The organism is Cypionkella sp. PAMC25878 (assembly GCF_058135695.1).
Genome location: NZ_CM176871.1, coordinates 1,013,545 through 1,027,050, shown reverse-complemented (window position 1 = coordinate 1,027,050; position 13,506 = coordinate 1,013,545). Strand labels below are relative to the sequence as shown.

Below are 13,506 nucleotides of genomic sequence, written 5' to 3'. Positions count from 1 at the left end.
TCCGCCCGGTTCTGAACGCGCGCGCGGGGGGCGAGGTGGGATGCCTCCGGCGGGGATATTTTTGCCAAGATGAAAGCCGGGGGTTGCGCGCAGGATTGACCGGGCAGTTTGACGGGTGTGACGCGGGGCGTTTTGGCGGGTGCTTGGCGCTGGCAAAAATCTGCTTGGCGAGCGCGAAAGCTGTGCTAGCCTTCGTGCAGTTTGACGGCAGATTTTCGCGACCTTTCTTAGACCTTCGATTTTGGAGCACTCTGATGATTACTTTGCGCATGGGCAGCCATGACCCTCATGTCGTTTTCCTGCAACGGATGTTGAACAATGCTTTGGTGCATGACCGCTCGATTGCGGTGCTGGACGAGGATGGCGCTTTTGGCCGTCTGACCGATGCAGCCCTGCGGCGGTTTCAAAGCACCTATACCGGGCCGGCCGGGCGGTTGGTGCCGGATGGGGTGGCGGGGCCTTTAAGCTGGCGCGCCTTGGGGCTGGTGACGGAATTGGTGCATCCGCTGCCGGTGATCGGGCAAAATACCGGGATGACCTGCTGGGTGGTGTCGGGGGGGCTGGCCTCGGGGCGGATGACCAGTGCGATACCGGGGCAGGCGCAGTTTGACCCGGTGACGCCGGATGGCAATGGCGGCGGCTTGCGGCCAGATATGGCCAATCTGGAACTGTATGCGATTTCCTTGGGGATGCGGTTGGTGCGGCAACCTCCGGCAGAGATTGAGGGGCTGGAGCCGTATCTGCGGCGCGGGCCGATCATCATGTGCGGCAACTGGGTGAATGGCGGCGCACATGCGGTGGTGATCAGCGGCTATTACTCGGGCCCGGTGGCGTTTACCCGGATGATCCGGGTAAACAACTCGCTTCCCGTGGGGCGCGGGGCGTTGGAGGTGACGGACTATCCGGGGATGAAGCTGAGCGGCAATTTCATCAACGCCTTCGCGCTGATCGTGCGTTAGGGGGCGTCGCTGCCGGGGCCGAAGCGGCGCGGCGGGGTGGGAATGTCGGCGGTTGTGCCGGTGGCAAGCAGGCTTTGCGCGGTGGTGCTGGCTTTGTCCCACGTCAGGTCGGATTGCAGCAGCAGGCTGGTGGCGATGAGGCCGGGCAGGATCAGAACCGACAGGTTCAGCAGCAGGCTGAAGGGCTGTTTGCGGGTTTTGTGGCGCAGGCGGTGTTGGGCTAATTTCGCGCCGATCCAGCCGCCCAAGGTGGCGAGGATCAGCAGGCTACGCTCGGGGATGCGGCGTTCGGCGCAGATGGCACGGGATTTATCTACGGCGAAGGCGGCATAGGCGAGGACATTGGCCAGCAGGAGATAGGCGGCAAGGCAAAGCGCCGCGAAACCTGTGGTGCCGGGGGTGAAGATGTTTGTGATCATGCGCCGGGTGTAGCGGGGGATCATGGCAGGATTTCGGCGTTATGAGGCCCAATTCCTGCCAGTGTCGCTAAAGCGGATCGCGGCGCAACGGGGTGGTCGAGCAATGCAGGCCGCCGCCGTTTTTGTGCAGGGCGGCGTAGGGGATGGTTGTCCAAGTCACACCATGGGCGGCGAGGCGATCCAGCGTGCGGTTGCTGGCACCCTCGGGCATCAGCAGTTTGCCCGGCGCTACGGCGAGGGAGTTGTTGATCCACGGATCATCGGCGGGGTCGATCTCGATGTATTTGATGCCGCGGACGGTGAGTTGTTCGAGGAAGCTGAACGGCAGGCCCATCGGGTTGAGCAGCGCAAGGTCGCGGTCGATCATCAGGAAGGACACATCCAAGTGGATGTCGTAGCCGGTGAGTTCGACGATCAGCAGATCGACGCCTTGACGGCGTAGGACTTCGCCGACCTGTTCCGCGCCTTCACGGTTGACGCGGACGCCGATGCCGATGGCGCAGGTTTTCTCATTCAGCCACGCGAAACTGCCGCCCTCCATCACGCCGGTGCCTGAGATAGTGCGCAGGATTGGCACGCCGATACGGGCGAGGGTGCGGGTGGTGGCGAGTTCCTCACCGCGCCGGATGCGTGCGCCCATCCGGCAGATGATGGCACCGCCTTTGACCATGATGAACGGATCGCGAGTGTAGACTTGTTTCAGGCGGATGCCCGCGTCGCCGTCGAGGTAGTGGATTTCGACGCCCTCGGCTTGCAGTTTAGCCACGAAAGCATCGTGTTGTTGTTGCATCAGGGGCAGGTCGGGGAGCGTATCAGATTGGAAATACCAACCGACGGCGGGGTCCCCGTAGGAGCCGATCTCGGGCAGGCGATACGCCGGATCAACCACGTTCATCTCGGGGCCGGGGCGGTGCATCAGGATCGAGCGGATGCGGCCTACGTCATTGTCGAGACCCCAGACGGCTCCCCAGCTTGCCATCAACTCGGCGGGATCTTCGAAGGGTGGCTCGGCCCCGGCGGCGAAATGTTTGACGGTTTGGGTGTAGATCCAGTGCGGGTTTGACATTTGCGACTCCGTTGGGGTCAGACGGCGGAAAAGCCGCCATCGACGAACAACTGCGTGCCGGTGACGAATTCGGCGTCGTCGGAGGCGAGGTACAGGGCAGCGCGGGCGATGTCTTCGGGTTGGCCGAAGCGCCCCTGAGCGGCTTTGATCGCGGTGTCGGAGGCATCAACGCCCAGCGCGGTGAGTTCTTTGACTTCGCGCAGGCCGTGCGGGGTTTCGATAAAGCCGGGGCAGACGGCGTTGCAGCGGATGCCTTTGTCGCGGAATTCGACCGCGATGGCGCGGGCGAACATGTGGCATGCGCCCTTGGTGGCGTCGTAGAGCACTTCCATTGGCGTCGCGTAGACTGCCGAGATTGACGAGGTGCAGACGATGGAGCCCTTGCCTTGTTCCAGCATCATTGGAAGGACGGCGCGGGTCATCAGGTACATGGATTTCACGTTCACGTCGAACAGCATGTCCCAATCTTCTTCCTCGGTTTCAAGGAAGGGTTTGATAACGATAGTTCCGGCGTGGTTGAACAGCACGTTGACCGGGCCGAGTTGGGCTTTGACCACTGCCACGGCGGCATCGACTTGGGATTTTTGGCTGACGTCAGCCGTGGCGAAACAGGCGCGGTGGCCTTGTTGCACCAGATCGAAGGCGAGGGCTTGGCCTGCATCGACGTTGCGGTCGATGATGCCCACCGCAGCGCCTTCGGCGGCGAACAGGCGGGCGGCGGCCGCACCGATGCCGGTGGCTCCGCCCGAGATGATTGCCACTTTGCCTTTTAGCCGATCCATAGAAGCCCCCTGCCCTGTTGGCCGCAGCCTAGCAGGGCAAGGAGCAGGTTCAAGCGGTTAGACGAGGGTGGTGGTCACTTCGACATTGCCTTTGATGGCGTTCGAATAGGGGCAGATGAAATGGCCACGGTCGACGATTTTCTGCGCAGTTTCGCGATCGACGCCGGGCATCGAAACGGCCAGTGCCACTTGGATGCCGAAGCCGCCTTCAGCGCGCGGGCCGATGCCGACGGTCGAGGTGACAGTGGCGTCAGCCGGGACGGTGCCGATTTTTTCGGCACCCGCGACGAAACGCATCGCACCAAGGTAGCAGGCGGCATATCCCACAGCGAAAAGCTGCTCGGGGTTGTTGCCCGCACCCGTGCCGCCCATTTCTTTCGGCACGGCCAAGGTGACAGCGAGCGCGCCGTCTTTGGTGGCCGATTTGCCATCACGGCCGCCGCCGGTTGCGGTGGCTTCGGTGGAGTAGACTACTTTCGTCGGCATGATGTATCCTTTGCGATTAAATCGTGTGCGATGTATTTAGCCCGAGTCGGTGCTTGCGTCAACCCTCATAGGTCGCGCTTAGGTTAATGCTTTTCGGGCGCGGTGGTTCCCGCCGATCTTGTGAATTAATCGCGTGCGATCTATCTTGCTGGAAAGGAGTATCGCCATGGATGAGAAAGCTGCCGCCCTGCCCGTTGCCGAGATGATCTGCTTTTCGCTGTATTCGGCGACGCACGCGATGCAGCACGCTTATAAACCTTTGCTGGAGGCGCTCGGGCTGACCTATCCGCAGTATCTGGTGCTGGTGGCGCTGTGGGCCGAGGATGGTCAGACGGTGGGGCAACTTGGGGCGGCGTTGCAGTTGGAAAGTAACACACTGACACCGCTTTTGAAGCGGATGCAGGTGCAGGGGTTGGTGCTGCGCGCGCGCGACGCGCGGGACGAGCGGCAGGTGCGGGTGTCGCTGACCGAGGCCGGACGCGGGATGCAAGCGCGGGCTGCGGCTATTCCGGGCTGTATCCTGGAGAAGTCCGGCATGACGCTGGCGGCGCTGACGGCGCTGCGTGATCAGGTCAACAGCCTGCGCGATCAGTTGCGGACGGACTAGGCGGGCAGGTTTGCACGGGGCCGAGCCGCCGCAGGGGTGCGGCGGCTCGGTTTTGCTTGCTTACGGGGTGGTTGGCGCGGGTGCCGTGCCGGTTTGCGGGGCGATGATGGAGCCCTCACCGGGGGCTGGTGTCACGGGCACTTGGGTCGTGGGTGCGGACTCAATCTGATCTTGCGGCGCGGGCGGATCGGATTTGGCGGATTCTTCAAACAGCCAATACAGGATCACCGCGACACCAAACACCACGACCAGTGCCATGCCAATCAGCGGGCCACGGTGACGGCGCGCCTGTTTCTCGATATTCGTGTTCGGAGCGGACATCGGGTTTCCCTTCTGATGAACCATTACAGAAGGGTAACGCAGGAGGGCGGCTCTTGTTCCCAGCAGGGGTTATGGGGGTTTCACACCCCCACCCGGGTTTGTGCCAAACCCGCTTCCCCCGTGGGATATTTGAGCGCAGAGGATGATAATTTTAGTCAAATTTGCAGGGTCTTTGCAGGACCGGCGGGTGGAGCGTCCAGTCCTGCAAAGGGGTTGGGTCAGTTGCCCAAGATGGTGGGCAGGCGCAGGCCTTGGGCCTTGGCGTGGTCGATAGCGGTCTCGTAGCCAGCATCGGCGTGGCGCCAGACGCCGGAAGCCGGGTCGTTCCATAGCACACGTTCGAGGCGTTTGGCGGCATCATCGGTGCCATCAGCTACGATCACCACGCCGGAGTGTTGCGAGAAGCCCATGCCGACGCCGCCGCCGTGATGCAGGGAAACCCATGTGGCCCCGGAGGCGGTGTTGACGAGGGCGTTCAGCAGCGGCCAGTCGGAGACTGCATCCGAGCCGTCCATCATGCTTTCGGTCTCGCGGTTGGGCGAGGCGACGGAGCCTGAGTCGAGGTGATCACGGCCGATGACGATGGGGGCTTTCAGTTCGCCAGACTTCACCATCTCGTTGAACATCAGGCCGGCGCGGTGACGGTCGCCCAGACCGATCCAGCAGATGCGGGCAGGCAGGCCTTGGAAGGCAATGCGGTCGGCTGCCATATCCAGCCAGTTGTGCAGGTGCTTGTTTTCCGGGAACAGTTTCTTCATCGCGGCGTCGGTTTTGTAGATGTCTTCCGGGTCGCCGGACAGGGCCACCCAGCGGAACGGGCCGATGCCTTTGCAGAACAACGGGCGGATGTAGGCGGGGACGAAACCGGGGAAGGCGAAGGCGTTTTCCAGGCCTTCTTCGAGGGCGACTTGGCGGATGTTGTTGCCGTAGTCCAAGGTTGGCACGCCTGCATTCCAGAAATCAACCATCGCCGCGACATGGGTGCGCATCGAGGCGCGGGCGGCTTTTTGCACCGCTTGCGGGTCAGTTTCCTGTTTTGCGCGCCATTCGGCGACGTTCCAGCCTTGCGGCAGATAGCCGTGCAAGGGATCGTGGGCCGAGGTTTGGTCGGTGACGATATCGGGGCGGGCGGTGCCCGCCTTCATGCGGCGGACCAGTTCGGGGAAGATGTCGGCGGCGTTGCCCAGCAGGCCCACCGATTTGGCTTCTCCGGCAGCGGTCCACTCGGCGATCATCGCCAAGGCTTCGTCTAGCGTATGCGCTTTGGCGTCGACGTAGCGGGTGCGCAGGCGGAAATCGATGCGGGTTTCGTCACACTCCACCGCCAGACAGCAGGCTCCGGCCATCACAGCCGCCAGAGGCTGTGCGCCGCCCATACCACCCAGACCACCCGTCAAAATCCATTTGCCTTTCAGGCTGCCGTTGTAGTGCTGGCGGCCAGCCTCGGCGAACGTCTCATAGGTGCCCTGCACGATGCCTTGGGTGCCGATGTAGATCCACGACCCCGCGGTCATTTGGCCGTACATCATCAGGCCCTTTTTATCGAGTGCGTTGAAATGATCCCACGTCGCCCAATGCGGCACCAGATTCGAGTTGGCGATCAGCACGCGCGGGGCGTCTTTGTGGGTGCGGACGACGGCGACGGGGCGACCGGATTGCACGACCAAAGTTTCGTCGTCTTCAAGGTCTTTCAGGGTGGCGACGATGCGATCAAAATCGCCCCAGGTGCGGGTGGCGCGGCCAATGCCGCCGTAGACCACCAGTTCGTGCGGGTTTTCGGCCACATCAGGATGCAGGTTGTTCATCAGCATCCGCATCGCGGCTTCGGTCTGCCAGCTTTTTGCGGTGATCTCGGTGCCGGTGGCGGGGTAAATGTCGCGCATATTGTGACGGGAGTTGTCGAGCGGTTTGGTCATTTGGGGCCTCGGGTTACAAGGTGGGAAGGGTGAGGGCGGAAGCGGCGGTGAGGGCTCCGCTGGCGATCAGATTGGCGGCGGCGGCAAGGTCGGGGGCCATGTAGCGATCATCGCCCATGGTGGCGACTTCGGTGCGCAGGCGGGCGACGACGGCTTGCAGCGGGGTGGAGGTTTGCAGCGGGGCGCGGAAATCGACGCCTTGGGCGGCACAGATCGCCTCGACGCCGAGGATGACGTTAAGGTTTTGCACCATCTTGCCAAGGCGGACAGCGCCGTGGGCGGCCATACTGACGTGGTCTTCTTGGTTGGCCGAGGTGGGGGTGCTGTCGGTCACGCAGGGCATGGCGATGTGTTTGTTTTCCGACATGAGGGCGGCCGTGGTGACTTCGGCGATCATCAGGCCCGAGTTGAGGCCGGGGCGCGGGGTGAGGAAGGGCGGCAGGTTGAACGACAGCACCGGATCAACCATCAGGGCGACGCGGCGTTGGGCGATGGCTCCGATTTCTGCGAGGGCTAGGGCGATCATGTCGGCGGCGAAGCCCACCGGTTCGGCGTGGAAGTTGCCGCCAGAGACGATCAGGCCTGCCTCGGTCAGCACAAGAGGGTTGTCGGTGGCGGCGTTGGCCTCAATTTCCAGTGTTGTCGCGGCTTGGCGCAGCACGTCCATCGCGGCACCCGTCACTTGGGGTTGGCAGCGGATGCAATAGGGGTCTTGCACGCGGGCATCGCCCTCGATGTGGCTTTCGCGGATTTCGGAACCGGCCAGCAATTCGCGCATGAAGGCGGCGGCTTCGATCTGGCCTGCGTGACCGCGCAAGCTGTGGATTTCGGGTTGCAGCGGGGCGGTGGAGCCCATGATGGCGTCGGTCGAAAGGGCCGAAGTCACCAGCGCGGATTGGGCGGCGTTCCAGCCGTCGAACAGGCCCGCGAGGGCGAAGGCGGTGGAGAATTGCGTGCCGTTGATGAAGGCGAGGCCTTCTTTCGGGCCGAGTTGCAGGGGGGTCAGGCCAGCGGCGGCGAGGGCTTTTGCCCCCGGCAGGATCTGGCCTTGGTATTCGGCTTCGCCTTCGCCGATTATGACTGCGGTCATATGGGCAAGTGGGGCGAGGTCGCCGGAGGCCCCTACGGAACCTTGGGCGGGGATCTGGGGGGTGACGCCTTTTGCCAGCATGGATTCGAGGAGTTCGACGAATTCCCAGCGGATGCCCGATGCGCCGCGACCGAAGCTGAGCAGTTTCAGCACCATCAGCAGGCGGGCGTGGCGGCGGGGGATCGCTTCGCCGACGCCGCAGCAATGCGACAGGATCAGGTTGCGTTGCAGGGTGGCGGTGTCTGCGGGGGCGATGCGCATGCTGGCGAGTTTGCCGAAACCGGTGTTGACGCCGTAGACCGGGGCGTCGCCTGCTGCGGCGGCTTTGATCGCGGCGGCGGCGCGTTCAATGCCGGGTTTGGCGGTGCGGTCGAGGGTGACGGGCAGTTCCTCGCGGTAGATGCGGACCAGTTGTTCAAGCGTCGTATGGCCGGGAGTTAGGATGAGTGCGGTCAAAGCGCGCCTCCGATGATGCGTTGATGAAGGGGGTTGAAGCCGATGCGGTAGGCGAGTTCGGCGGGGTGTTGGGCGTTCCAGATGGCGAGGTCGGCGGTTTGGCCGATGGCTAGGGTGCCGTGGGTGGGTAGGCTTAGGGCGCGGGCGGCGTGGGTGGTGGCCCCGGCGAGCGCTTCGGCAGGGGTCATGCGGAACAGGGTGCAGGCCATGTTCATCGCGAGGAGGAGCGACGACATCGGCGATGAGCCGGGGTTCATATCGGTGGCGACAGCCATCGGGACGTTGTGTTTTCTAAGCAGCGCGATGGGGGGCATTTGCGTTTCGCGCAGGGTGTAGAACGCCCCGGGCAGGATCACGGCGACGGTGCCAGCGGCGGCCATGGCGATGACGCCTGCTTCGTCGAGATGTTCCAAGTGGTCGGCTGAGATGGCGTTGAAGCGAGCGGCGAGGGCTGCGCCGCCGAGGTTGGAGAGTTGCTCGGCGTGGAGTTTTACGGGGATATTCAGGGCGTGGGCCACGGTGAACAGGCGCTCGATTTGGGCGGGGGAGAAGGCGATGCCTTCGCAGAAGCCGTCTACTGCATCGACGAGGCCTTCGGCATGGGCGGCGTGCAGGGCGGGGATGGCGACTTCGTCGATATAGGCGTCGGCGCGGTCTTTGTATTCGGGGGGAATAGCGTGGGCGGCGAGGAAGCTGGTTTTGACGGTGATCTGGCGCAGGGTGCCGATTTCACGGGCGGCGCGGAGCATGCGGAGTTCGGTTTCTTGGTTCAGACCGTAGCCGGATTTGATTTCGATCACCGCAACGCCTTCGGCGATCATGGCATCGACGAACGGCAGGGCTTGCGCCACCAGATCGTCTTGGGACGCGGTGCGGGTGGCCTTGACGGTGGAGATGATGCCGCCGCCCGCCCGCGCGACTTCTTCATAGCTTGCGCCCTGAAGCCGCATTTCAAATTCAACGGCGCGGTTGCCGCCGTGGACGACGTGGGTGTGACAGTCGATCAAAGCGGGGGTGATCAGGCGGTTGCCCATGTCTTTCTGCGGCAGGTGGGCGTGTGCGGCGGGAAGGTCAGCGCGGGGGCCGACCCATGCGATTCGGCCTTCGGACAGCACCAAAGCCGCGTCTTGGATCAGGCCATAGGGGTCTAATTTTCCCTGCATCGTGGCGGCTTGCAGGCCAATAAGGGTGATCGGGGAAGGATGCACGGGATGCCTCGCAAAAGCTATTGCCGAGTCGCTGTTTATGCGAGTATGTTTATTATGTCTACACATAAGGAGTCGCTGTTGTGATTTTTGCTACCCGCGCTTTGCTGCCCCAAGGTTGGGCTGAGAATGTCAGGATCACTGTGGCGGAGGGGCATATCAGTGCCATCACCGTCGGGGCTCAGGCGCAGGCCGGGGATGTGCTTGTGTCGGCGCTGCTGCCTGCGCTGGCCAACCTGCACAGCCATGCGTTTCAGCGCGCGATGGCGGGGATGACCGAGCATCGCATCGCTGGGCGCGACAGTTTCTGGACCTGGCGCGATTTGATGTATCGGTTTCTGGATCGGCTGACGCCGGAGCAGATGCAAGCCATTGCGGCGCTGGTGTTTATGGAGATGCAGGAGGCGGGCTATGCCTCAGTCGGCGAGTTCCATTATGTGCATCATCAGCCGGGTGGCGCGGTCTATGCGGATATTGCCGAGTTGTCGGGGCGGATTTTTGCTGCGGCTGATCTGACCGGGATCGGGCTGACTCATCTGCCGGTACTGTATACCTACGGCGGGGCGGGCGAGCAGCCTTTGGCCGCGGGGCAGTTGCGGTTTGGCAATGATGTGGATCGGTTTGCGCGGCTGGTTGAGGCGGCGCGGGCTTCGGCGCGGTCTTTGCCAGCCGATACGAAGGTGGGGATTGCGCCGCATTCGTTGCGGGCGACCAATCCGGGGGATTTGCTGCGGGCCTTGCCGATTGCGGCGGGCAATCCGGTGCATATTCATGTGGCGGAACAACCGAAAGAGGTCGCGGATATCTCGGCTTGGCTGGGCGCGCGTCCGGTGGAATGGTTGCTGGCGAACACGCCGATCAATGACGATTGGTGCGCCATTCATGCGACGCATATGACGGAGGCGGAGACGGTTGGGCTGGCGCGTTCGGGGGCTGTGGCTGGGTTGTGCCCGATCACCGAAGCCAATCTGGGCGATGGGCCGTTCAATGGGCCGGGATGGTTGGCGGCGGGCGGGGCGTTCGGGATTGGCTCGGACAGCAATGTGCGGATTTCTTTGACAGAGGAATTGCGGACGTTGGAGTATAGCCAGCGGCTGCGGGATATTGCGCGCAATGTGATGGTTTTGGGCGAAGGCTCGGTTGGGCAGGCGATTTATCTGGGTGCGGCTAAAGGTGGCGCGCAGGCTTTGGGGCGCAAATCCGGGGCGATTGCGGTGGGGATGCTGGCGGATGTGGTGGCGATTGATCTGTCGCACCCCTCGCTGTGTGCTTTGCGGGATGAGCAGATTTTGGATGGGTTGGCGTTTGCGGCATCCGATGCGGTGGTGACTGACCTGTGGTCGGCGGGGCGGCATCAGGTGCGCGGCGGGCGGCATATCCAGCGCGATCAGATCATTGCGGGCTGGCGTGTGGCTGTGCAGGGGCTGGTGGACGCGCTATAGGGCGCTGAGGAGGCCACCATGCCAGATACTGCAAGGACCGAGACTGCAAAGACCGAGACGACGACCTTCCGCGAGGTCATGGCCGAGATCGTGGCGCGGATCACCGAAGGCCCTTGGGGGCCGGGCACTTTGCTGCCCGGAGAGGTGGAGTTGGCGGAAGAATTCGGCGTCTCACGCACCACGATGAACCGGGCTTTGCGCGAGGTGTCCGATCTGGGCTTTCTGGACCGCAAGCGTAAGGCCGGGACGCGGGTGCGGATGGCGCCGATCCGGCAAGCCCGGTTTGAGATGCCTGTGGTGCGGTCGGAGATTGAGAAAACCGGGGCGGATTATCGCTATGCCTTGGTCAGCCGCGAGGTTTTGGTGGCCCCCGAATGGCTGCGGGTGCGGATGGGCCTGAAGGCGCGGGCGCGAGTGGTGCATCTGCTGTGTTTGCACTTTGCCGATGGCGTGGCGTTTCAGCTGGAGGATCGCTGGATCAACGCCAGCGCTTTGCCGCAGGCTTTGGAGCAGGATTTCTCGGAGGTGGGGCCAAACGAATGGCTGGTCGCCACCGTGCCGTTCTCCGAGGTCGAGATCAGCTTTCTGGCTGCTGCTGCGGATGCTGTGATGGTGGCGCATCTGGATCACGCCTTGGGCGATCCGGTGTTTTGTGTTGAGCGCGCGACATGGTGGCAAAACGCTGCCGTGACGCTGGTGACGCTGGCGCATCGGCGTGGCTATCGGATGACGACGCGGTATTGAGGGCAGCCGATGCTCATCGCTCGGGGACCCTCGGTCTTCGTGCAAAACGACTGCAGGGAGCGGAAAGCCCGAGAATCGCGCTTGGGCGTTACCTTCGGGCAAACGCCAGCGTCAGGCATTGAGGTCGATCACGCAACGGCCTTTGATCTGGCCTGCCAAAATCTCGGCCCCCAAGCGTGGCAGATCGGCGAGTGAGGCCGTCGTCACCATAGATTCGAGCTTGTCCAGCGGCAGATCGGTGGCAATCCGCGCCCAAGCGGCTTGGCGGTTGGCGTAGGGTTGCAGCACGGAATCAATGCCCAGCAGGTTGACGCCGCGCAGCAGGAACGGGATCACCGAGGCGGGGAGCTGTGAGCCCCCGGCCAGACCAACCGCCGCAACCGAAGCACCGTAGTTCAGCTGACCTAAGACTCGGGCAAGCATTGCGCCACCGACGGCATCAATGCAGCCGGACCATTGCTCGGACTCCAAGGGGCGCTTCACGGTCTCATTGATCTGGTCGCGCGCGATGATTTGAGTGGCCCCCAAGTCGCGCAGATAGCCTTCCGTCTCAGGCCGCCCGGTCACGGCAGCCACCTCATACCCCAGACGCGCAAGGATGGTGACGGCGACAGAGCCGACACCGCCCGCCGCCCCGGTCACCAGCACAGGCCCCTGCCCCGGAGCCAAACCATGCGCTTCCAAAGCCATCACTGCCAGCATTGCCGTCAGCCCCGCCGTGCCGACCGCCATCGCGGCGCGGCTGGTCAGGCCTTGCGGCAGGGGCACCAGCCAATCGGCTTTGACGCGGGCTTTCTGGGCGTAGCCGCCCCAATAAGTCTCGCCCACCCGCCAGCCGGTCAGAACCACTTTGTCGCCGGGTTTGTAGCGCGGATCATCCGAGGCCTCGACCGTGCCTGCAAAATCAATCCCCGGCACATGCGGGTAAGCGCGCACCATGCCGCCGCCTGAGCCCATGCACAGACCGTCTTTGTAGTTCACGGTGGAGTATTCGACCGCCACCAAAACCTCACCACTCGGCAGATCGGCCAAAGTCAGGTGTTTCACGGCAGCATGGGTGGCCCCTGCGGCGTCTTTGTCGACAACCAGCGCTTTGAACGTCATTTGCGGTCCTTTCCTGCGGCCAGATCTGGCCTTGGTCGGGATGCGACACCAGGACGGCGCTGGCGTCAAGCCGCGTTGGGCGCACCCAGCGGCATTGGGGCGGAGTAGTTCTCTTGCATGAAGGTCAGGAAATTGTCGCGATATTGCCGGGTGTGGGCTGCGGCCAAGGCATCGGCGCGGTTGATGTCACGGGCGCGGATGGCTTCCAGCATTTCGACATGCTCGTCGGTCAACAGATAGCCGTCATGAGTGCGCTCAATGTATTGAAAATGCAGATGTAACATGCGGCGGCCTTGGTCGAGCAGGCGATCGTAAAAGGCGGTCAGATAGGGGTTTTTGCCTGCCTCGGCCACGGCCATGTGGAACAGTTTATTGCCCTCAGACATTGCGAGATGATCGCCGGTCTTCACCGCTGCGACAAATTCCTTTTGACGCTGGGCGATGGCTTTCAGATCGGATTCGCTGCGCAATTCGGCGGCCAAACGGGTGTTCATCCGCTGCGCGATATCCAGCGCTTCGATGTATTTCGGGAAGCTGGTCACATCAATCGGCGCGACGATAGTGGAGCGGTTGGCAAGCATCACCACCAGATCTTCGCCCGCCAGTTTGATCAGCGCTTCGCGCACTGGCGAGCGCGACATGGCGAACCGCTCGGCCAAGGAGGTTTCATCCAGCAGCGCGCCGGGCCGCAGCGCCAGCGACAGGATTTCATCGCGGATCGTCTCATAGGCGAATTTCGCGCCGGTGCCCTTGGCGCGTTTGATCTCGATTTCATCCATTGGGGCAGCCTCCGGTGGTTTGTTGAGAGATAGCGTTTCAGGTGCTTCGTGTCGACACAGATTATTTTTGATTTGACGTGTCGGCACGCTGTCGCCATGAATTGGGGCAACGCCGCGCCGGTTGTGCGGT

General features: G+C 63.0%; 14 protein-coding genes. 4 read left to right on the top strand and 10 right to left on the bottom strand.

Annotation, left to right across the window (positions count from 1 at the left end):
- Positions 1-254 precede the first annotated feature (254 nt).
- Complete coding sequence (locus ACS5RD_RS04755) at positions 255-959, top strand: peptidoglycan-binding protein (RefSeq protein WP_489930225.1); 705 nt, start codon at positions 255-257, stop codon at positions 957-959.
- Here the strand turns inward: ACS5RD_RS04755 and ACS5RD_RS04750 are convergent.
- The 4 genes from ACS5RD_RS04750 to ACS5RD_RS04735 are packed head-to-tail and all read right to left on the bottom strand — an operon-like array spanning position 956 to position 3,712.
- Positions 956-1,402 carry a DUF1294 domain-containing protein gene (locus ACS5RD_RS04750; RefSeq protein WP_489930224.1) on the bottom strand — a complete coding sequence of 149 codons (447 nt, stop codon included), beginning with the start codon at positions 1,400-1,402 and terminating at the stop codon, positions 956-958. The two genes, ACS5RD_RS04755 and ACS5RD_RS04750, sit on opposite strands and share 4 nt — an antisense overlap.
- A 43-nt stretch (positions 1,403-1,445) precedes the next feature.
- Positions 1,446-2,444 carry a dimethylarginine dimethylaminohydrolase family protein gene (locus ACS5RD_RS04745; RefSeq protein WP_489930223.1) on the bottom strand — a complete coding sequence of 333 codons (999 nt, stop codon included), beginning with the start codon at positions 2,442-2,444 and terminating at the stop codon, positions 1,446-1,448.
- A 17-nt stretch (positions 2,445-2,461) separates the two neighbouring features.
- A complete protein-coding gene (locus ACS5RD_RS04740; protein WP_489930222.1) occupies positions 2,462-3,226 on the bottom strand; it encodes an SDR family NAD(P)-dependent oxidoreductase in 765 nt (254 codons plus the stop codon).
- 57 nt (positions 3,227-3,283) lie between these two features.
- The gene (locus ACS5RD_RS04735; protein ID WP_489930221.1) at positions 3,284-3,712 is read right to left on the bottom strand and encodes an organic hydroperoxide resistance protein; all 429 of its coding nucleotides are present in this window, start codon (positions 3,710-3,712) and stop codon (positions 3,284-3,286) included.
- Between the two features lie 166 nt (positions 3,713-3,878).
- Between ACS5RD_RS04735 and ACS5RD_RS04730 the strand changes: the two genes are divergently transcribed.
- Positions 3,879-4,319 (top strand): MarR family winged helix-turn-helix transcriptional regulator, encoded by a 441-nt coding sequence (locus tag ACS5RD_RS04730; RefSeq protein ID WP_489930220.1) that lies wholly within the window; start codon positions 3,879-3,881, stop codon positions 4,317-4,319.
- A gap of 60 nt (positions 4,320-4,379) precedes the next feature.
- On the opposite strand, the gene ACS5RD_RS04725 is transcribed toward ACS5RD_RS04730, so the two are convergent.
- The 4 genes from ACS5RD_RS04725 to hutI all read right to left on the bottom strand — a co-directional run bounded on the left by ACS5RD_RS04725 (position 4,380) and on the right by hutI (position 9,265).
- A complete protein-coding gene (locus tag ACS5RD_RS04725) occupies positions 4,380-4,640 on the bottom strand; it encodes a hypothetical protein (RefSeq protein WP_489930219.1) in 261 nt (86 codons plus the stop codon).
- 218 nt (positions 4,641-4,858) lie between these two features.
- Entirely contained in the window at positions 4,859-6,556 is a 1,698-nt protein-coding gene (gene hutU, locus ACS5RD_RS04720; protein WP_489930218.1) for a urocanate hydratase, read from the bottom strand.
- Positions 6,557-6,569: 13 nt separating this feature from the next.
- Complete coding sequence (gene hutH / locus ACS5RD_RS04715; protein WP_489930217.1) at positions 6,570-8,102, bottom strand: histidine ammonia-lyase; 1,533 nt, start codon at positions 8,100-8,102, stop codon at positions 6,570-6,572.
- Positions 8,099-9,265 (bottom strand): imidazolonepropionase, encoded by a 1,167-nt coding sequence (gene hutI / locus ACS5RD_RS04710; protein ID WP_489931333.1) that lies wholly within the window; start codon positions 9,263-9,265, stop codon positions 8,099-8,101. Before hutI ends, hutH begins: the two co-directional genes overlap by 4 nt.
- 125 nt (positions 9,266-9,390) lie before the next feature.
- Here hutI and ACS5RD_RS04705 point away from each other — a divergent pair, with 125 nt between their 5' ends.
- Both ACS5RD_RS04705 and hutC read left to right on the top strand, forming a co-directional pair.
- Positions 9,391-10,749, top strand: a complete 1,359-nt coding sequence (locus ACS5RD_RS04705) for a formimidoylglutamate deiminase (RefSeq protein WP_489930216.1) — start codon at positions 9,391-9,393, stop codon at positions 10,747-10,749.
- Between the two features lie 18 nt (positions 10,750-10,767).
- Positions 10,768-11,493 carry a histidine utilization transcriptional repressor HutC gene (hutC, locus tag ACS5RD_RS04700; RefSeq protein ID WP_489930215.1) on the top strand — a complete coding sequence of 242 codons (726 nt, stop codon included), beginning with the start codon at positions 10,768-10,770 and terminating at the stop codon, positions 11,491-11,493.
- A gap of 111 nt (positions 11,494-11,604) precedes the next feature.
- Here the strand turns inward: hutC and ACS5RD_RS04695 are convergent, their stop codons facing one another.
- Complete coding sequence (locus ACS5RD_RS04695) at positions 11,605-12,597, bottom strand: MDR family oxidoreductase (protein WP_489930214.1); 993 nt, start codon at positions 12,595-12,597, stop codon at positions 11,605-11,607.
- 65 nt (positions 12,598-12,662) lie between these two features.
- Positions 12,663-13,376 carry a GntR family transcriptional regulator gene (locus ACS5RD_RS04690; protein ID WP_489930213.1) on the bottom strand — a complete coding sequence of 238 codons (714 nt, stop codon included), beginning with the start codon at positions 13,374-13,376 and terminating at the stop codon, positions 12,663-12,665.
- Positions 13,377-13,506 lie beyond the last annotated feature (130 nt).